Source organism: Enterobacter cloacae complex sp. IR5384 (assembly GCF_049237265.1).
GTDB classification, from domain to species: Bacteria; Pseudomonadota; Gammaproteobacteria; order Enterobacterales; family Enterobacteriaceae; genus Enterobacter; species Enterobacter cloacae.
On record NZ_JBMKHJ010000002.1, the window covers coordinates 39693 to 59033 of the forward strand.

16 protein-coding genes and 1 tRNA gene are annotated in these 19341 nt (G+C 53.3%); 7 read left to right on the forward strand and 10 right to left on the reverse strand.

What is annotated here, in order from left to right:
- Positions 1-171 precede the first annotated feature (171 nt).
- Complete coding sequence (locus ACOTX3_RS02370) at positions 172-852, forward strand: LuxR C-terminal-related transcriptional regulator (RefSeq protein WP_029883055.1); 681 nt, start codon at positions 172-174, stop codon at positions 850-852.
- Between the two features lie 31 nt (positions 853-883).
- Here ACOTX3_RS02370 and tsaD read toward each other — a convergent pair whose 3' ends face one another.
- A complete protein-coding gene (tsaD, locus tag ACOTX3_RS02375) occupies positions 884-1897 on the reverse strand; it encodes a tRNA (adenosine(37)-N6)-threonylcarbamoyltransferase complex transferase subunit TsaD (protein ID WP_040021821.1) in 1014 nt (337 codons plus the stop codon).
- 236 nt (positions 1898-2133) lie between these two features.
- Here tsaD and rpsU point away from each other — a divergent pair, with 236 nt between their 5' ends.
- From rpsU to rpoD, 3 genes are all read left to right on the forward strand, one after another.
- Positions 2134-2349 carry a 30S ribosomal protein S21 gene (gene rpsU, locus ACOTX3_RS02380; protein WP_001144069.1) on the forward strand — a complete coding sequence of 72 codons (216 nt, stop codon included), beginning with the start codon at positions 2134-2136 and terminating at the stop codon, positions 2347-2349.
- A gap of 116 nt (positions 2350-2465) precedes the next feature.
- Positions 2466-4211 (forward strand): DNA primase, encoded by a 1746-nt coding sequence (dnaG, locus tag ACOTX3_RS02385; protein ID WP_014833324.1) that lies wholly within the window; start codon positions 2466-2468, stop codon positions 4209-4211.
- Between the two features lie 165 nt (positions 4212-4376).
- Positions 4377-6224 carry an RNA polymerase sigma factor RpoD gene (rpoD, locus tag ACOTX3_RS02390; RefSeq protein ID WP_013098777.1) on the forward strand — a complete coding sequence of 616 codons (1848 nt, stop codon included), beginning with the start codon at positions 4377-4379 and terminating at the stop codon, positions 6222-6224.
- A 103-nt stretch (positions 6225-6327) separates the two neighbouring features.
- Here the strand turns inward: rpoD and mug are convergent, their stop codons facing one another.
- A complete protein-coding gene (gene mug, locus ACOTX3_RS02395; RefSeq protein ID WP_020689452.1) occupies positions 6328-6834 on the reverse strand; it encodes a G/U mismatch-specific DNA glycosylase in 507 nt (168 codons plus the stop codon).
- A gap of 125 nt (positions 6835-6959) precedes the next feature.
- Between mug and ACOTX3_RS02400 the strand changes: the two genes are divergently transcribed.
- Positions 6960-7035: transfer RNA gene (locus tag ACOTX3_RS02400), tRNA-Ile, on the forward strand.
- 102 nt (positions 7036-7137) lie between these two features.
- On the opposite strand, the gene ACOTX3_RS02405 is transcribed toward ACOTX3_RS02400, so the two are convergent.
- The 8 genes from ACOTX3_RS02405 to ACOTX3_RS02440 form a co-directional block, all read right to left on the reverse strand.
- Entirely contained in the window at positions 7138-7980 is an 843-nt protein-coding gene (locus ACOTX3_RS02405; protein WP_127869056.1) for a DUF4942 domain-containing protein, read from the reverse strand.
- 71 nt (positions 7981-8051) lie between these two features.
- Positions 8052-8696 carry an antitoxin of toxin-antitoxin stability system gene (locus ACOTX3_RS02410; protein ID WP_127869057.1) on the reverse strand — a complete coding sequence of 215 codons (645 nt, stop codon included), beginning with the start codon at positions 8694-8696 and terminating at the stop codon, positions 8052-8054.
- A 14-nt stretch (positions 8697-8710) separates the two neighbouring features.
- Complete coding sequence (radC, locus tag ACOTX3_RS02415) at positions 8711-9232, reverse strand: RadC family protein (RefSeq protein ID WP_127869058.1); 522 nt, start codon at positions 9230-9232, stop codon at positions 8711-8713.
- A gap of 78 nt (positions 9233-9310) precedes the next feature.
- Complete coding sequence (locus ACOTX3_RS02420; RefSeq protein WP_127869059.1) at positions 9311-9700, reverse strand: TA system toxin CbtA family protein; 390 nt, start codon at positions 9698-9700, stop codon at positions 9311-9313.
- 88 nt (positions 9701-9788) lie between these two features.
- Positions 9789-13079 carry an AIDA repeat-containing protein gene (locus ACOTX3_RS02425; RefSeq protein ID WP_127869060.1) on the reverse strand — a complete coding sequence of 1097 codons (3291 nt, stop codon included), beginning with the start codon at positions 13077-13079 and terminating at the stop codon, positions 9789-9791.
- Between the two features lie 27 nt (positions 13080-13106).
- Positions 13107-13790, reverse strand: a complete 684-nt coding sequence (locus tag ACOTX3_RS02430; RefSeq protein WP_105590290.1) for a WYL domain-containing protein — start codon at positions 13788-13790, stop codon at positions 13107-13109.
- A gap of 211 nt (positions 13791-14001) precedes the next feature.
- Positions 14002-14838 (reverse strand): DUF932 domain-containing protein, encoded by an 837-nt coding sequence (locus tag ACOTX3_RS02435; protein WP_127869061.1) that lies wholly within the window; start codon positions 14836-14838, stop codon positions 14002-14004.
- A gap of 79 nt (positions 14839-14917) precedes the next feature.
- A complete protein-coding gene (locus ACOTX3_RS02440; RefSeq protein ID WP_127869062.1) occupies positions 14918-15784 on the reverse strand; it encodes a YfjP family GTPase in 867 nt (288 codons plus the stop codon).
- A gap of 166 nt (positions 15785-15950) precedes the next feature.
- Between ACOTX3_RS02440 and ACOTX3_RS02445 the strand changes: the two genes are divergently transcribed.
- Positions 15951-16169: a hypothetical protein gene (locus tag ACOTX3_RS02445; protein ID WP_157902704.1), complete on the forward strand. Its 219-nt coding sequence runs from the start codon at positions 15951-15953 to the stop codon at positions 16167-16169.
- A 90-nt stretch (positions 16170-16259) separates the two neighbouring features.
- A complete protein-coding gene (locus ACOTX3_RS02450) occupies positions 16260-19232 on the forward strand; it encodes a type I restriction endonuclease subunit R (protein ID WP_127869063.1) in 2973 nt (990 codons plus the stop codon).
- The last annotated feature ends 109 nt before the right edge of the window (positions 19233-19341 follow it).

Sequence of the window (19341 nt, forward strand, 5' to 3'; positions counted from 1 at the left end):
AACGTAAAGCTTAATCATTATGAAATAATCAAGAGCCGTCGGCGTTAAAAATATTCTCGTTGCTGCTGCGACTTTACCGCAAAATGAATTTTAATAACATTATATCTTGCGAGGTGCTCCAACCGCCGTTGGCCCCGCCATTTCATGAAAGGGTTAATACGACGCATCATTATGGACATTAAAATCGTTATCGCTGAAGAATCCTCGTTAATTCGACGCGGCTTATCCTCCATGATGCAGTCCCTCTCGTTACCCGCCGTTGGCATGGATCAGAGGTGCGTTCTGATCGGTGAGGCAGCGGCCTCCGCTGAACTTCAGTCGCTTCTTGGCCAGCATAATCCGGATATCGCTATACTTGGCTATTCGCTGACAACCAGCCTCAGCCGCCCTCCGCTCGGGGGAATGGACGGGCTGAAGCTCTTGAGATGGCTTAAACAGACCTATCCTGCGCTTAATATTATCCTGCTCTCGCCCTATGCAAACGCCACGCTTATCCGTCAGGCGCTAAAGGAAGGAGTCAGAGCGTACTTATCACGTGATATCAACGAGAAAACCTTAAGCCAGGCGATTACCACGGTCCTGAAAGGCGAGATTTATATCGAAAACCAGCTGGTGAATATGCTTTTCCGTCATGAAAAGACGGACGTGGAGAAACTCTCTCCGCGGGAAATTGACGTGCTGCGCCTGATATGTAAGGGGTTAAATTTGAAGGAGATTGCACAGTTTATGCATTTAAGCATCAAAACGGTCAGCGCACATAAGGTCCGGGCGATGGAAAAGCTGGACGTACAAAACGATTGCCAGCTTTACTCTTTGATCATCAAGAACCAGATGTTTGAGATCGGAATGTAAACGTCTCCCGCCGCTAAGACGGGAGCGTCGGTCAAGCTTCCGGCAGCTCCGCCAGCGGCCAGCGTGGACGTACGGAGACGCTCAGATCCGCCGTTGCGCCAGCGTTCAGGCGCACCATCCCGGCGTAGGCGATCATCGCCCCGTTATCGGTACAGAATTCCGGGCGCGCATAAAACACTTCCCCGCGACGCTTTTGCATCATCTCCGCCAGCTTCGCACGCAGCGTACGGTTAGCGCTGACGCCACCCGCCATCACCAGGCGCTTAAAGCCGGTCTGATCCAGCGCGCGTTTACACTTGATCATCAGCGTATCGACCACCGCATCTTCAAATGCGCGAGCGATGTCCGCACGGGTCTGCTCGCTGTCATCGTTATTGCGGATGGTATTGGCGGCGAAGGTTTTCAGGCCGGAGAAGCTGAAATCCAGCCCCGGACGGTCGGTCATTGGACGCGGGAAGACAAAACGCCCCTCCGTGCCCTGCGACGCCATTTTCGAGAGCATCGGGCCGCCCGGGTAATCCAGACCCAGCAGCTTAGCGGTTTTGTCGAAGGCTTCTCCGGCAGCGTCATCAATCGACTCGCCCAGCAGCTCATACTTGCCAATACCCGTCACGCTAATCAGCTGGGTATGGCCGCCAGAGACCAGCAGCGCCACAAACGGGAATTCGGGCGGATTCTCTTCCAGCATCGGTGCCAGAAGATGCCCTTCCATATGGTGAACCGGAATGGCAGGAACATCCCACGCGAAGGCCAGGGAACGGCCCACCGTCGCACCGACCAGCAGCGCGCCGACCAGACCCGGGCCTGCCGTGTAGGCGACGGCATCAATATCAGTTGAGCTCAATCCGGCCTCTTTCAGCGCCGCCTGAATCAGGGGAACCGTTTTACGCACGTGGTCACGAGAGGCCAGTTCAGGCACGACGCCGCCGTAGTCAGCATGCAATTTCACCTGACTATACAGTTGGTTGGCCAGAAGCCCTTTTTCGTCGTCGTAAATGGCGATGCCGGTTTCATCGCAGGATGTTTCAATACCCAGTACACGCATGACTTGTTTTACCTCGTTTCAGTACCGCGCAGTGTAGAGCCTGGGCGGGTTGATGTAAAACTTTGTTCGCCCCAGGACATCCGCTCGTGTATACTCTTCCCCCTTATAAAAGTCCCTTTCAAAAACGCGTCGGTGCTTTACAAAGCAGCAGCATTTGCAGTAAAATTCCGCACCATTTTGAAATAAGCTGGCGTTGATGCCAGCGGCAAACCGAATTTATCAAAGGTGAGAGTTACATGCCGGTAATTAAAGTACGTGAAAACGAGCCGTTCGACGTAGCACTGCGTCGCTTCAAACGTTCATGCGAGAAAGCAGGTGTTCTGGCTGAAGTTCGTCGTCGTGAGTTCTATGAAAAACCAACGACTGAACGTAAGCGCGCTAAAGCTTCTGCAGTGAAACGTCACGCGAAGAAACTGGCTCGCGAAAACGCACGCCGTACTCGTCTGTACTAATCCGTTGAGGGCGACAGTCCTCAATTGACAGACAGAGTAATAGTCGTAAGGCCGTGCTTCCGGAAGGAATGCGCGGCTTGTTTTCGTTTATGAGTTGCTAAAAACTTTTGGGGCATATGGCCGGACGAATCCCACGCGTTTTCATCAATGACCTGCTGGCAAGAACCGACATCGTCGATCTTATCGACGCGCGGGTAAAGCTGAAAAAGCAGGGCAAGAACTACCATGCGTGCTGTCCTTTCCATAACGAAAAAACCCCCTCCTTCACCGTCAACGGTGAAAAGCAGTTTTACCATTGCTTCGGCTGTGGCGCACACGGTAATGCCGTCGATTTTTTAATGAACTATGACAAGCTCGAGTTCGTTGAAACCGTCGAAGAGCTGGCGGCGATGCACAACCTTGAAGTGCCGTATGAAGCGGGCAGTGGACCAAGCCAGATAGAGCGCCATCAGCGTCAAACGCTGTATCAATTGATGGATGGCCTGAATTCGTTTTACCAACAGTCTCTTAAGCACTCTGCGGCTGAGCCTGCGCGTCAGTATCTGAACAAGCGCGGACTGAGCGACGATGTCATTGCGCGTTTCGCTATTGGTTACGCCCCGCCCGGCTGGGACAACGTGTTAAAGCGTTTTGGCGGCAATAGCGAAGATCGTAAATCGTTGATCGACGCAGGTATGCTGGTCACCAACGACCAGGGACGAAGCTACGACCGCTTCCGCGAACGGGTGATGTTCCCGATCCGCGACAAGCGTGGCCGGGTGATTGGTTTTGGTGGTCGCGTGCTGGGTGATGCCCTGCCCAAGTACCTCAACTCCCCGGAAACTGACATTTTCCATAAGGGCCGTCAGCTTTACGGCCTTTATGAGGCGCAGCAGGCAAATGCGGAACCTCCGCGCCTTCTCGTCGTCGAAGGGTATATGGATGTCGTTGCGCTGGCGCAGTATGACATCAATTACGCAGTAGCCTCGTTGGGCACGTCCACCACGGCCGATCATATTCAGCTGCTGTTTCGGGTGACCAACAACGTCATCTGCTGCTACGACGGTGACCGCGCAGGGCGCGATGCCGCCTGGCGTGCGCTGGAAACTGCGCTACCTTATATGACCGACGGGCGGCAGTTACGCTTTATGTTCCTGCCCGACGGTGAAGACCCGGATACGCTGGTGCGTAAAGAGGGCAAAGCGGCGTTTGAAGCGCGGATGGAGCAGGCTCAGCCGCTCTCCACGTTCTTGTTTAACAGCCTGATGCCGCAGGTTGATTTAAGTACCCCTGACGGGCGCGCGCAGCTCAGCACGCTGGCGCTGCCGTTAATCAGCCAGGTGCCCGGCGAAACGCTGCGCATCTATCTGCGTCAGGAGTTAGGCAACAAGCTCGGCATTCTGGATGACAGCCAGCTTGAACGTTTAATGCCAAAACAGGCTGAAAACGGCACGGTTCGCCCCGCGCCTCAGCTAAAACGCACAACCATGCGTATACTGATAGGGTTACTGGTCCAAAACCCCGAACTTGCACCGCAAGTGCCATCGCTGGCGGGTTTGAACCACGAAAAATTGCCCGGGCTTGGCTTATTTTCAGAACTGGTCAACACATGTTTGTCTCAGCCAGGTCTGACCACCGGACAACTTTTAGAACATTATCGCGGCACAAAAGAGGCCGCTACCCTTGAAAAATTGTCGATGTGGGACGATATAGCAGATAAGGACATTGCAGAAAAAACGTTCACCGACTCACTCAACCATATGTTTGATTCGATGCTCGAGCTGCGCCAGGAAGAGTTGATTGCTCGCGAGCGCACACACGGTTTGAGCAGCGAAGAACGCCGGGAGCTCTGGATGATAAACCAGGAACTGGCGAAGAAATAAGCAAAAAGACTAAAGTATTTAACGGCTTAAGTGCCGAATATCGATCGGGAAGCCCCCGGCAGCCGCACTGAGAGGCAGCGGCAAAAATATAAGTACGCCCTCGCTTTAAAGGTTGGCAAACCATCGCCGACACCAATCAAACGAATTAAGTGTGGATACCGTCTTATGGAGCAAAACCCGCAGTCACAGCTGAAACTTCTTGTCCAACGTGGTAAGGAGCAAGGCTATCTGACCTATGCCGAGGTCAATGACCATCTGCCGGAAGATATCGTCGATTCAGATCAAATCGAAGACATCATCCAAATGATCAATGACATGGGCATTCAGGTGATGGAAGAAGCACCGGATGCCGATGATCTGTTGCTGGCTGAAACCTCCAACAACACTGACGAAGATGCGGAAGAAGCTGCTGCACAGGTACTGTCCAGCGTGGAATCTGAAATCGGGCGTACCACTGACCCGGTCCGCATGTACATGCGCGAAATGGGTACCGTTGAACTGTTGACCCGCGAAGGCGAAATTGACATCGCAAAACGCATCGAAGACGGGATCAACCAGGTTCAGTGCTCTGTTGCTGAGTACCCGGAAGCGATCACCTATCTGCTGGAGCAGTACGATCGTGTTGAAGCGGAAGAAGCGCGTCTGTCCGATCTGATCACCGGTTTTGTCGACCCGAACGCTGAAGAAGATATGGCGCCAACCGCCACTCACGTCGGTTCTGAACTGTCTCAGGAAGAGATGGATGACGACGAAGATGAAGATGAAGAAGAGAGCGACGACGACAGCGCCGATGATGACAACAGCATCGACCCGGAACTGGCACGTGAGAAGTTCGCCGAGCTGCGTACCCAGTACGAAGTGACGCGTGACACCATCAAAGCCAAAGGTCGCAGTCACGCTGCTGCCCAGGAAGAGATCCTGAAACTGTCTGAAGTCTTCAAACAGTTCCGCCTGGTGCCAAAACAGTTCGACTACCTGGTGAACAGCATGCGCGTGATGATGGATCGCGTACGTACCCAGGAACGCATCATCATGAAGCTGTGCGTTGAGCAGTGCAAAATGCCGAAGAAGAACTTCATCACCCTCTTCACCGGCAACGAAACCAGCGAAACCTGGTTCAACGCGGCTATCGCGATGAACAAACCGTGGTCTGAAAAACTGCACGACGTGAAAGAAGACGTGCATCGCGGTCTGCAGAAGCTGCAGCAAATTGAAGAAGAGACCGGCCTGACCATCGAGCAGGTGAAAGACATCAACCGTCGTATGTCCATCGGTGAAGCGAAAGCCCGTCGTGCGAAGAAAGAGATGGTTGAAGCAAACTTACGTCTGGTTATCTCTATCGCCAAGAAATACACCAACCGCGGTCTGCAGTTCCTGGATCTGATTCAGGAAGGCAACATCGGTCTGATGAAAGCGGTAGATAAGTTTGAATACCGTCGTGGTTACAAGTTCTCCACCTATGCGACCTGGTGGATCCGTCAGGCAATTACCCGCTCTATCGCGGATCAGGCGCGCACCATCCGTATTCCGGTGCATATGATTGAGACCATCAACAAGCTCAACCGTATTTCCCGCCAGATGCTGCAGGAGATGGGTCGCGAGCCGACGCCGGAAGAGCTGGCTGAACGCATGCTGATGCCAGAAGACAAAATCCGTAAAGTGCTGAAGATCGCCAAAGAGCCAATCTCCATGGAAACACCAATCGGTGATGATGAAGATTCGCATCTGGGTGATTTCATCGAGGATACCACCCTCGAGCTGCCGCTGGACTCTGCCACCACCGAGAGCCTGCGTGCTGCCACGCACGACGTTCTGGCTGGCCTGACCGCCCGTGAAGCGAAAGTACTGCGTATGCGTTTCGGTATCGATATGAACACCGACCACACGCTGGAAGAAGTGGGTAAACAGTTTGACGTTACCCGCGAACGTATCCGTCAGATCGAAGCGAAGGCGCTGCGTAAACTGCGCCATCCGAGCCGCTCTGAAGTACTGCGTAGCTTCCTGGACGATTAATCCAGGTAAACAGCAAAAAGCTCCCAATCGGGAGCTTTTTTTTTGTTTATGCCCTCTCCCTGTGGGAGAGGGCCAGGGTGAGGGAATCAGGCCGCAGAGCCCCCTAAAGCCCCCGCACCACCAGCGCCTCGTCGAGCTCCCTGTAAGCTTCCACCAGTTTATCCAGCGTTGCCCTGTTAAGTCCGCTCGGGTTTGGCAGCACCCATACCTGCGTCACGCCGATGGTGATGGCCTGTTTACCCCATTTCACCCCCCGCTGGCTGAACGCCTGCTCATAGGCCTGTTTCCCCAGAATCGCCAGCGCGGCAGGCTGGTAGTCTTCGATCTTCTTAATCAGTTCCCGCCCGCCAGTGCGCAGCTCATGCAGGTTGACTTCGCTCGCCTGCACGGTTGGTCGCTCCACCAGCATGGTGATCCCGCAGCGCGTATCCAGCAGATGCTGCTCCTCTTCAGGCTTGAGTAACCGGTCGGTAAATCCGGCCTGGTAGATCACTTTCCAGAAGCGGTTCCCCGGATGAGCAAAGTGAAAACCGGTATGCGCCGAGGATTTACCGGGGTTGATCCCGCAGAACACCACCCGTAATCCCGGGGCCAGAATATCGTTGATCATATTTACTCCCGATTGATACATCATCATGGAAGTATAAAGGATTGATTATGCGTTGTTTATAAAAACAGCAGGCGGGTGTGAATGGCTGGATTGCTGCGGGGAGTTACATTATAATCCACCGCCACGGCCCCTTAGCTCAGTGGTTAGAGCAGGCGACTCATAATCGCTTGGTCGTTGGTTCAAACCCAACAGGGGCCACCAAATAAAACAAGGAGTTAGATGAGAAATCGTCTGACTCCTTTTTCTTTGGATGCGATTTGGGTCAGGTAATGGGTCAGGTAAGGAATTGCCTCCCTGCCCTCTTCATCTCGCTGCCAGCATCCCCGGATAATGTCTTGCCACGATGACGTTCATCTTTTCCACCAGTTCCATGCACCTGAAAATGATATGGCAGGTGCCTTTCTGGAAGTAACGGATGGACATCATCTCATCATCAAACTGCCGGTCATGGGGATGTTGCCGGATATGCTCTGACAACCGTGAGGCAATATCGGTACGGTTATCGGGAATGGGTTTGCCGTTCAGCACATGCAGCATTCTTTCCAGATCCACCAGTTGATCCCGCTGTCTGCCCCAGTTCAGCCCAAAACCCCAGGGCTGATGTCTGACAAGACCGGTAACGATGATTTTCTTACCAAACTGACAAGGGCTGTTGGTTTTGTAATCCCACGATAGCCCCCGAAACACATTGATAACGCCACGCTCAAAAACGGCCTGTTTATCACAGTGCAGAAGTTCAAAGGTAGTAAGAATATTGTCGGTGCTGATGGTAGGAATATCCTCCTGTTCCAGGCTGTTGTACCACTGTTCGCGTGCCTGGGCATCCATCAGCGCCAGCATTCCCGATTTTTGCATCAGGTCACGCCAGATACTGCGGTCAAGATGCCGGGTAATGGCCTTCATCGCTTTCTCTGGCGTTTCCGTCAGCCAACAGTCATACGCATATCCCTGGCGCATCATCCAGTCACGGGCGATACCACCCCCGATGCTGTCAGTGAGTTGAGAAATCGCGTTCAGTTGCGCGATAAGCTGCCGGATTTGCTCCAGTGCCGCATCGCGGCCAGTCACTATTCGCTCGATGCTGGTTGAGGGGATCAGTTCGCTATGGCCGGTCAAGACCTGCGGGTCGGGTGAAGTGGTTTGCATAAGGTAAACTCCATAAATGCCAACGCCAGCCGGAAATGGCTGGCGCTGACGGTGAGGGGACAGATTGAAACTCAACCAAACCGGTCGCCCGATTCGGTGAAGGTGTATTCGTTGGCGGCGATGGCTTCGTCTACGGCGTCATCTGAAGTTAAGCAGGCGTACTCGTCTTCAAGCCGCCGGTAGAGCCAGCAGGCCAGCTCGCGCAGCGCTTCGCTGACCGATGTTTCTGCGTCAACGGTCATCGCCTGCCCGGTTGCGCAGTCGCGCCCGACGGCGATCACCATGCAATACTCATGATAATAGTTGCCACGATGGCGGATTTCGGCGTGCAACTGCCAGAAATTACGACGCTGGATAGCCTGCAATGCATCGGCAATGCGGTGAAGCCCGGCGTCCTGCGGCGCGTAGTCCCGGATCTGGCGTGATGCCTGCGGCTGGTAAGCATAATCGGCCTCGAAACAGGCACCGTCACCCTGACTCCAGAAACCACGGAACCAGATGCACGGCTCCTGACGGGTATGACCGCCATAGAGCCGGACAGCACGGGTTTTGAGGCGCACACCAAGGATGTCGCAAATATGCTGAAAATCCTCATATACCGTATCAAACCAGTCGTAGTCGAAACTGCCCTCACGATACCAGGCGCGGGCTTTTTCTCTGGCAGCATCGGACAGTTCATCAAGCTGATAGACGGTGGTTACTATCACTTTGCTCATCAGAACGCCCTCCGCTATATCCAGCCACGTTCGGCGAATGACACCACATCCGCGCCGCCCACCACCAGGTGATCCAGCAAACGAATATCCAGCAGCTCCAGCGCGGTTTTCAGCGTTTCCGTTATATGCCGATCAGCTACGCTGGGCTCGGCGTAGCCTGAAGGGTGATTGTGCGCAACAATCACTGCCGCCGCGTTATGACGCAACGCGCCCCTGACGACCTCGCGCGGATGCACCTCAACGCTGTTAATCGTGCCGAGGGCGATGACTTCTTTCCCCAGCAACCGGTGCTGATTGTCGAGGTAAATCACCATAAACACCTCTCGTTCCAGGTGGCTCATTTGCAGGCGCAACCAGTCGCTAACCGCATGGGAAGAGGTAAACGATATGCCCGGCTCCCTCAGGCATTTATCCAGCAGGGACAGCGCCTGACGGATAATCCGCTGTTCTCCGGGGGCGATGCCGCCGGACAGTTCAGTGCGGGATGAGCAAAGTCCGGTTAACACGTCGGGGTCGGTCAGTGCCAGTTCTGTCATTTCTGGTTTTCCTTTAATAAAAGCAAAGCGCCAGCCGGTGAGGGCTGGCGCGGATGCGAGTGTGAAGGTTTGATGGGATTATTGTTTCGGGCCACTTAATGCGCCACGCGTGATGTCGGTGACAGTTTTATAGCTGCGACGGGTCATCAGTCCGGTGGCTCGCCTGGCACGCAGCATGTCGATATGGCTGATGAACGGCGATGGAGTCTGCGCACTGAAACCCTGACGGTCAGTGCGCACCAGGTCGTATTTTTCCACCATAAAGTTCAGTGCGTCGATCAATGCAATTCCGGCGTCAATATGCGCCTGAATGACGGAATCGTTACTGAATGGTGTATCACTGAGCGTCAGGCCGTAATGCTGCGCCAGCAGCCGGGTTAGTAATGTTTTCCAGATGCCGACCGGTGATGCCGTCTGCGATACTGCCAATGGCAGGCCAGATGATGCCGCCAGTAAAGAATGTGACATGTTTATACTCCTTAAAATACAAAAAGCCCCTGCTGCCGGAGCAACAGGGGCTGAGTGGATAATCGCCCTGACTAGGGCGAAGGGATTATCAGAAGGCGACTTTCAGGCTGGCCTGACCGTTATAACCACCAGCGCTGTTACCGCTCACGCTGCGGGTATAACCGCCCTGCACGCCGAGCGTGACATTCTGGCGGATTTGCGCTTCCACGCCCGCCTGAACATCCAGCGCGGTGCCATTCTGTGACGGACTGAACGTGACGTTGCTGCCTGCGGTGGTAGTTCCCATGTTCAGGTCGCCATCATTGCCAAAGGTGCGGATAACCGATGGCGTGATCCACCAGTTAACCGGAAGCTCTGCCGCGCTGTGCTTCATGGTGGATTCATAACCTGCCAGTGTGGACGTTCCCTGATCAAACGCCATCTCCGACTGGTTGCCTAAACGCAGCCCGGCGCGGACATGCTGGGCACTGCCAATGCCGAAGTTCACGTACCCCCCATTATCATGACCATTATCCAGTGACGTGGACTGGTACACGTACTGCACCTGCGGTTCCAGCACCAGGCTGTGCCCGATATTCAGCGGCAGACCACTTTCCAGTGAACCCAGCCAACTCCAGCCACGGGTATCAAAACGGTTATCTGCGGATGTTGCTTCCAGGCTGTGACGGGAACCCTGTGCCACCATATCGGCCCATAAACCGGTGCCACGATCCACCGCCGTCAGGTAGCCGCCCAGGCTGTACGCATGGTCACGCACAGAACCCGCACGGGAACGATCATCGTTTTTCACTTCGTTGTTGGATTCACCCAGCGCACCGTAAACACCCGCCGTCAGGACATCGGTACGCAACAGATCGCCACCCAGTTGCATAAAACCGTAACTGCCGCTGCTTTCCGGCGTGGTTCCCTGCGCCAACCCTTTACGATCGCCATGCCCCAGATGACCGCCCTGAATACGGCCCCAGACCGCGTTATCGCTGCCACGCTGTGCATTATTACTGCGCTGGCTGTAGCTGCCTGCCAGTACACGGTCATAATCCAGCGTCTGCGCGAACAAAGAAGCATAAAGCGCGGTTTCCGCGCGGTAAGCCGCTTCGCTGGTCAGATACCAGTTTTCATCTGCCGTGCCGTGTTGCAGGGTATAGTTATACGCCCCGGCCTGGAGTTTTCTTCCCAGCGCAAACGCCCCCGCTTCGGTTGTGGCACCGTTGATGGCATCCACCACCTTGATACCGTTACCGGTCGTGGCAAGCCCCAGCCCGGCATTCCCCACATTCGTGAAGTTCAGCCAGGTTTTGCCGGTTGCGGTGCCACCATCAATAATCAGCATATCGGTGGGGAAAGTCGGATCGTCCAGGCGCACGGACATATTGATGCTGCCGCCATGCCCAATCAGGTTTTTCACGGTCAGCGTGTTGGGCGTAAAGCTGCCCGATACAGACGTGAAATTGATGGTGCCTGAGGCACTGAGGTCATCCAGTACCGATTTTACCGTAGCGTTATCGGGAATATTCCAGATCGCGCCGGAATCCAGCGTCACATCGGTCGGGTCAATGGCACCGTTCAGCACGGTGTTTCCGGTCAGCAACAGGCTGGTGCCGGACTGCGCAATCACATCACTGTTAACCACGCTGTTTTCCAGCGCCAGCGTGCCGCCATTCAGCGTTAACTGCGACTGAGTCACGGTACTGTCACTGACCGTCAGTGTGCCCTCACCTTCTTTCAGCAACGAACCTTCACCACTTAATGTCCCTGTGAAACGGGCTTCAGCACCTGAACCCGTACTGAACAGCAGGGTATCATTATTGGTGACATCCCCGGCCAGCACTGCATTATCTTTCAGGGTGGTGTTACCGAGGATGTTTGCGCCCGAGTCCGCAATCAGCGTGCCGCCATCGTTCATCACAATGTCTGAGGCAGTGCCTCCGGCGGCCACCGCCAGTACCCCGCCGTTGTTTACGGTGGTGGACTCTGCAATACCGTTGCTCAGAACCGACAGTTTCCCGCCATTTTCCAGCAGGACATTGGTGGCGGTATGCGTGGTGCCATCAATGGAGAAATCCCCCAGACTGTTCGTCCCGGTAACCGTGGAATCGGTGGTCGCCCATAATGCACCGCCCTGTTTGATGACCACATCCGTCGCGGAAGTGCCCGCATCCACCGACAACACGCCATCCGCTTCCACCGTGACGTTATTCGCCGACCCGGCCATCGCCGTTTTCCCGGCAACAGGTTCATCCTGCCAGATGGACACTTCCAGCCGACCACCACGATTCACGACCGAGCCGATAGCTGCACCACCAGCAAAAACCGACTGTACCCCGCCATTATTGATGGTGGTGTTTTCCGCACGTCCACCATTCACCATCTGATACGACAGGTCGGTCAGCAATTCGCCGGAGGGCGAATCATCACCGATGGTGGTGTTCAGGGCGGAGCCACCAGCCTGCACATTCTGCGAGGATGCACTGTTGCCGTTTGCCGCCTCGGTGCCAGTACCATTAAGGATAGTGGTATCCGTTGCTGTCGCCCCGTTCTTCACCACCTGCCAGCCGTTCTGGCTAATCACTGTACCTTCGGCGCTGGCACCTTCATGAACGTACTGGAAACCGCCTTCCAGCAGGGTATTTTTTGCCACTCCATGCACACTCTGGTCGCCCCCCATTTTCACGGTAGTGGTGTCAGCGGAACCGCCCTCGAAAATGACCTGACGACCATTGGCATTAATCAGGGTGTCGGTGACATCACCGGACACAAACTGACCATCACTGTTTTCGGCATCCGGCCCGCCCTGAGAGCCAGTGTTAACCACCGTACCGGAAGCTGTCGCGCCTGCTTTAACTAACTGATAACCCGATTCATTAATGACCGTGCCATTTGCCACACCGCCATCATGCACCCATTGCGAGCCACCATTCAGCACAGTGTCTGTCGCCTCGCCATGCACGCTTTGCCCACCACCGCTATTAACAATGGTATCGGTGGCGCTACCGCCTTTCAGTACCGCCTCAAGGCCACTGGCATTGACGACGGATGACGTTGCCACACCGCCGGACTGGATAAACTGCCCACCCTGATTGTTTTCATCATCATCGCCGTATTCCTGACCGGTGTTGATAATGGAGCCTGCTGCCTGACCGTACACCAGATGAGAGTCGTGATTACTGACCACCACACCAGTGACGGACTCCCCTTCAGACACGGTAATACTGCTGCCGTCCGCCAGTGCCGCCGCAGAGCCAGCCAGCCCGATGACCGTCACCGCCAGCACCGCACCGGTTCGTTTACCTTTCGCTTTCGCCAGCTCAGAAACGGCGACAAATGCGCCGAGGACATCATTCCAGACCAGCCTGTAACTGGTATTGAGGTTTCGTTTCATTAAACAATCCTTATTACTGTGTGCAGATTAAAGAGACAGCGCATCAAGAGAGCGCTGGATGAAATGAAAATGAGGTAATGCATTGAGAAAACGCTCGTTTTCCGGCAGGCGGAAAATGGCGTCATTACGGATAAAGGTTTCAGTGGAGGGAACGACCTGATGAATCTCATCCAGCGAGAACACCGCCATGCGTTGTCCATATTCCGCCAGCAGATACCAGGTGCCATCCCGCGCCACCAGCCGACAGGGAGCCAGCCTTTCGCAGCGTTGCCCCTCTGCCAGCAGCGTCACTCGCTGACGCGCCGTAATGGCCTGAATCAGCCGAAAGAAGGAAAGAGAGCCTGCCGCCGTGCTGGTACAGGGGGATGACCAGACCAGGCAGGGCGATTCATCACACGCCAGCAGCGTGTTGACCATCTTCCTGTCCAGCCCCGGAAATACATCTCCCATCCCGGAGCGCCAGGCAAAGGTCAGAATATCCAGCTCCCGTTGCGATACGCTGCCACCGGAGCGCAGGCGGCACATTCCCCGGTGATATTCCAGATCCAGATACATCAGTCGTTCACGAAAATCCCGCCGCAGGGTACGTACCGACACGCCAAATTCAGCCGCCAGTTTTCCCACATGCAGGGTTTCTCCGGCCAGCAGTCGGCTGATGATCAGCGAAAGCCTGACCGCCAGCCGGTCGTGTCGGCGTTCCGCCAGTGTCATAATGTTGTCTCCGTGGGTAATAACTCACTGAAAAATGGTGTAATTACTTTAAAGAGGGGGGCGGTAAGGGTATGGACACAGCAGAAACTATTTTTTATTTCTGCTTATCCCAGCGATGGCGGGGGCTGCGAAGACAAGTGTGCGATATTTGCACAGTTGAACAATGTTAAAACAAACAGGGAGCGTCCTTAATTAACATTAAATTAACCATTTAAATGACCGCTCTACCCTGCACATGACCCAGCATGGTTTCTGCCATGACCCACAGCGCACGGTTGAGTTTTACGTCGCCGTCGATGCCACTCACGGCACGGGTACGGGCGCGTTTGCCGGTGGCATTACGACCCGTCAGCCCGCCCTTCACCAGGTTTTCCTGAATCCGCTGGTACGTGGTCCACAGGTCATTGCTCTGATCCTGTGCGCGGCGCGGGGCCAGTAACTGAATTTCGCTGACAGGCTGAAATTCCTCGCCAAAACGGTACGTCAGTGCCGCTTTCGCCATCGCCTGCTGTGCCGGTGGAGGCAGCATCAGCGCCTGCATTTCCTCGCGCTTTTCATCAACACGGTCAAACACATCCAGCACCTCATACGCGCCTTCAATCACCCGCTCCACCACATCGCCCTTATGGGGAACTCGCACCTCGCCGAAGGACTCTCCGCAAATAAGCCCGTTCTGGCACACCATACGGAACAGCCCCGGCAGCATCTGGTATGAGCTGGAACCATCGTGTGAGTTAAGCAGAATGATTTCCGGCACCTGATGCCCCGTGATTTGCCCCCCACGGCGCAGGCGCAGCATGTGTTTGGTATGCTCACGTTTGCCCTGGTCGCGTACGCGCGTCTGGCAGGCAAAGAACGGCTGAAAACCTTCACGTTGCAGGTTTTCCAGCAAAGTGATAGTGGGAATGCAAGTGTAACGCTCACTGCGGGATGCGTGCTTGTCTTCGCTGAACACGCTGGGAACCACGCGCAACAGTTCATCACGGGTTAACGGACGGTCACGGCGGATAACATTCGCCCGACCGAAACGGGAAGCTAAACGGGTCATGGTTAATTCCTTAAGCAATAAATAAAGAAAAGCCCTCGTCGCACAGGGCGACGGGACGGGTTATTGGATGTGAAAATCTTTAGAAGAAAAAATCCCAGACAGAACGGGCGACCGATACAACAGCATTACGCACATAGCGAATAACGGTACGCGCTATCTGAGGAACAAAAGGCATGGAAGCGACGGAATCCAGCACGTCACCTACCGCCTCGCCGAAGTCAGTACGTGCGGTTTCCTTTACCCGTGTAGTACGCAAAGGTTGCTGTAACCGGGCGACGACCGGGCTGCTGGCCTCACGAGGCAGGCAACGGATCATCCGTTCCGCCATCTGGGCTATCCCCCATTGCATTCGTACCGACACGGCACAGATCGGATGTGCAGGCGTAAAAAGTGAGTTCAGTATCTGGATTTTACAGCTGATACTAAGTTGTTGTGGCATGGACAGACTTTCAGCATTGCCGCTGACCGGTTCAATTTTGTCGGCCTGGCTGATAACAAACATCACCTTATGCTGGTGATCCTCGCCAATCACCTGACGGTAAAACCGCTCGTCTACCGCCAACGCCCTGTCATCGGCCTTGACCATCCACAACACCAGATCGAGGCGCGGCAGTTGCTGGCGATACATCGCGGCATATTCCGCATCACGGCTTTCGCTTTCTCCGACACCGGGCAGATCCACGATGGTCATAAAGCGTTCGCCAGCCTGTAAACGAAAGCGCAGCGGTTCACGGGTACAGGCTGCAACATCACTGACTGGCGAGACTTCCCCTGCAAACAGGGCATTACACAGGCTGGATTTCCCGACTCCGGTTTTCCCCATAATGCCGATCACCGGCTCATAGTCGGTAAGCGAGTGAATGTGTTTTAGGATGGTGCCAGACAGTTGTGTGGGCAGCGCGGCCATTGCCTTGCTAATAGCGTTGATACCTTCTTGTTTACTCATTATTTTTCCCGAACAGAAAATAAAACGACAACGGCTAACTTGTCGGTTAGCCGTTATGGGTGGAGGTGTTCGGGAGGATGATATATATCTGAAATTATTTGGAATTATGTCAGTAGCAGTAGTTATTTTCAGTCAATAAGAACCCATTGAGTTTTGTAGAGTTGCAATGCAAAATGCATTACATTTACAGGCTCTGGGATTGAGGGCTCCGCCGATGACACGCCTTAAAGATGAAACACTTTCTATACGCACATCTGCCGACATTAAACAACTTCTTCGCCAGGCCGCTGATCGTGAGCGTCGCTCTGTCGCCTCAATGATTGAGGTTTTGGTTATAAATTATGCGAAGGCACACGGACTAACACCGGATCACTCTAAAAAATAACACTGCCGAGTAGCTCACTTTTAGTGCCTCATTCCACGAAAATAGAAGCATGGTCAAGTAAAGAGTGATACTGAGGCGAGGAATTCACCAATGAGTACGACCGAAAACCAAATTGAGCTGGATCTTATTGCCCGGCTGGCTGAACTAAAATACACACTGCGGCCCGACATTCGCGATCGGGCATCACTCGAAAAAAACTTCAGGGAGAAGTTTGAAGCTCTCAATAAGGTGCATCTGACCGATAGCGAGTTTCAGCGTCTGCTCGATACTATTATTACGCCTGATGTGTACAATGCAGCTCAGACGCTACGCAATATCAATAGCTTCGAGCGTGATGATGGAACACCACTGAACTACAGCTTGGTTAACATTCGCGACTGGTGCAAGAACGACTTTGAGGTAGTGAACCAATTACGCATCAACACCGATAACAGTCATCACCGCTATGATGTGATACTTCTCATAAACGGTGTACCGGTTGTGCAGATCGAGCTTAAAACACTGTCCGTTAGCCCACGCCGTGCTATGCAGCAAATCGTGGATTACAAAACCGAGCCTGGCAATGGCTACGGTAAGACGCTGCTGTGTTTCATCCAGCTCTTCATCGTCAGCAATCGTACTGATACCTGGTACTTCGCTAACAATAATGCGCGACATTTCAGTTTTAATGCCGATGAGCGCTTCCTGCCGGTCTACCAGTTCGCTAGTGAAGATAACAAAAAGATTACCCAGCTAGAGATCTTCGCCGACAAGTTCTTAGCCAAGTGTACTTTAGGGCAAATGATCAGTCGTTATATGGTCCTGGTTGCCAGCGAACAGAAACTATTGATGATGCGCCCATACCAAATTTATGCGGTCAAGGCTATCGTCGAGTGCATTCATCAGAATTGCGGAAACGGCTACATCTGGCATACCACTGGTTCGGGCAAGACGCTGACTTCGTTCAAAGCGTCCACTTTGCTCAAGGATAATCCTGACATCGAAAAATGCCTTTTTGTGGTGGATCGTAAAGATCTGGATCGCCAGACCCGCGAAGAATTTAACCGTTTTCAGGAAGGCTGTGTAGAAGAGAACACTAACACTGAAACACTGGTTCGCCGACTTTTGTCTGACGACTATGCCGATAAGGTTATTGTCACGACTATCCAGAAGCTGGGCCTTGCCTTAGACGGCACAAATAAACGTAAGTACAAAGAACGTCTGGAGCCGTTACGAGACGCCCGTATCGTTTTCATCTTCGATGAATGCCACCGCTCGCAATTTGGTGAGAACCATAAGGCTATAAAAGAATTTTTCCCCAATGCCCAGCTTTTTGGCTTCACGGGGACGCCTATCTTCGAGCAGAATGCCAGCTACCAGCAAATCGAAGGTCAGCAAGCCAGCCTGCGTACCACCGACGACTTATTCGAACGGTGTTTGCACCAGTACACCATCACTCATGCTATCGAAGATCGCAACGTCTTACGCTTTCACATAGACTATTTCAAACCCGAAGGAAAGAACCCACCTAAGCCCGGTGAAGGCATCGCTAAATCCAAGGTTATCGAAACCATTCTTTCCAAGCACGATTCTGCGACCAACGGACGCAAATTTAACGCTGTCCTGGCGACAGCCAGCATTAACGATGCCATCGAATATTTTGAGTTATTTGCCAGTATTCAGACAAAAAATGCAGAAAAAGACGCTGAATTCCGGCCATTAAACGTAGCATGTGTTTTTTCCCCACCTTCTGAAGGTAACAAAGACGTTCAGCAGATACAGGAAGATCTGCCTCAGGAGAAAGAAGATAACCAGCAGGACCCAGAGGGCAAGAAAGCGGCACTCACCCGTATCATTGCTGATTACAATGCCCGTTTCGGGACCAATCACCGCATAAGCGAATTTGACTCTTACTATCAGGACGTACAAAAGCGCATCAAGGATCAGCAGTACCCCAATACAGACTTATCTGCCGCGCAAAAAATTGACATCACCATCGTAGTGGACATGCTGCTTACGGGATTTGACTCCAAGTATCTCAATACGCTGTACGTGGACAAAAATCTCAAACACCATGGCTTAATTCAGGCATTCTCACGGACTAATCGTGTTCTCAACGATACGAAGCCCTACGGCAATATTCTCGATTTTCGTCAGCAACAAAAGTCGGTAGAAGGAGCCATCGCGCTATTTTCCGGTGAGAAAATCGATAACCCGCGTGAAATCTGGCTGGTAGACCCTGCACCTAAAGTCATTGAGAATCTGCAAACAGCCACGCAAAAACTGGCCGACTTTATGCAATCACAGGGACTGACTAATGCACCGGAAGAAGTCGTCAATCTTAAAGGCGATGTTGCAAGAGCACAATTCGTTAACCTGTTCAAAGATGTTCAGAGACTCAAAACTCAGCTCGATCAGTATACCGATCTGTCTAAAGCGCAGAAGCAACAGATCGAGAGGATCGTGCCGACAGATCAATTGCAGGGATTTAAGGGCGTGTATCTGGAAACGGCCAAGCGCCTGAAGGAACAACAGGACAAGGACCAGACACCACCAGAAGTACAACAACTTGATTTTGAATTTGTGCTTTTTGCCTCTGCAGTTATTGATTACGACTTTATCATGGGTCTTATTGCTAATCTGACTCAGCAGAAACCAGGCAAGCTCACCCTGAATCGCGAAGAACTCATTGGCCTGATCCAGTCCGATGCCAAGTTTATCGACGAGCGTGAAGATATTGCTGAGTACATCCGTGGCCTGCCGGTAAATGAAGCATTAAACGAAAAACAGATTCGAACGGGTTTTGAACACTTCAAGGCAGAGAAGAAGGCGAAAGAACTCAATGTTATCGCCGCCCGACACGAACTCGCACCTGATGCCCTACAAATTTTTGTGGATGAAATTCTGCGTCGCCGTATCTTCGACGGCGAACGCCTTTCCGAATTAATGGCTCCGCTGAATCTGGGCTGGAAAGCACGCACGCAGAAAGAGCTGGCGCTTATGGATGAGCTGACACCGTTGCTACACAAACTGGCACAAGGGCGTGAGATCACGGGACTATCAGCCTATGAGGAAGGGAAATAATGGCAGCCATTTTTACTAATAACATGCAGTGGAGTAGTGAAAATTTGAATTCGCATACCATCGCGAACAGCAAATTCATGTTCGTGGAAGTTAATACTCATGCGAGACC

Coding starts and splice junctions, on each gene's coding strand:
- ACOTX3_RS02370 (WP_029883055.1), top strand. CDS start 172: ATGGACATTAAAATCGTTATCGCTGAAGAATCCTCGTTAATTCGACGC.
- tsaD (WP_040021821.1), bottom strand. CDS start 1,897: ATGCGTGTACTGGGTATTGAAACATCCTGCGATGAAACCGGCATCGCC.
- rpsU (WP_001144069.1), top strand. CDS start 2,134: ATGCCGGTAATTAAAGTACGTGAAAACGAGCCGTTCGACGTAGCACTG.
- dnaG (WP_014833324.1), top strand. CDS start 2,466: ATGGCCGGACGAATCCCACGCGTTTTCATCAATGACCTGCTGGCAAGA.
- rpoD (WP_013098777.1), top strand. CDS start 4,377: ATGGAGCAAAACCCGCAGTCACAGCTGAAACTTCTTGTCCAACGTGGT.
- mug (WP_020689452.1), bottom strand. CDS start 6,834: ATGATCAACGATATTCTGGCCCCGGGATTACGGGTGGTGTTCTGCGGG.
- ACOTX3_RS02405 (WP_127869056.1), bottom strand. CDS start 7,980: ATGCAAACCACTTCACCCGACCCGCAGGTCTTGACCGGCCATAGCGAA.
- ACOTX3_RS02410 (WP_127869057.1), bottom strand. CDS start 8,696: ATGAGCAAAGTGATAGTAACCACCGTCTATCAGCTTGATGAACTGTCC.
- radC (WP_127869058.1), bottom strand. CDS start 9,232: ATGACAGAACTGGCACTGACCGACCCCGACGTGTTAACCGGACTTTGC.
- ACOTX3_RS02420 (WP_127869059.1), bottom strand. CDS start 9,700: ATGTCACATTCTTTACTGGCGGCATCATCTGGCCTGCCATTGGCAGTA.
- ACOTX3_RS02425 (WP_127869060.1), bottom strand. CDS start 13,079: ATGAAACGAAACCTCAATACCAGTTACAGGCTGGTCTGGAATGATGTC.
- ACOTX3_RS02430 (WP_105590290.1), bottom strand. CDS start 13,790: ATGACACTGGCGGAACGCCGACACGACCGGCTGGCGGTCAGGCTTTCG.
- ACOTX3_RS02435 (WP_127869061.1), bottom strand. CDS start 14,838: ATGACCCGTTTAGCTTCCCGTTTCGGTCGGGCGAATGTTATCCGCCGT.
- ACOTX3_RS02440 (WP_127869062.1), bottom strand. CDS start 15,784: ATGAGTAAACAAGAAGGTATCAACGCTATTAGCAAGGCAATGGCCGCG.
- ACOTX3_RS02445 (WP_157902704.1), top strand. CDS start 15,951: ATGCAAAATGCATTACATTTACAGGCTCTGGGATTGAGGGCTCCGCCG.
- ACOTX3_RS02450 (WP_127869063.1), top strand. CDS start 16,260: ATGAGTACGACCGAAAACCAAATTGAGCTGGATCTTATTGCCCGGCTG.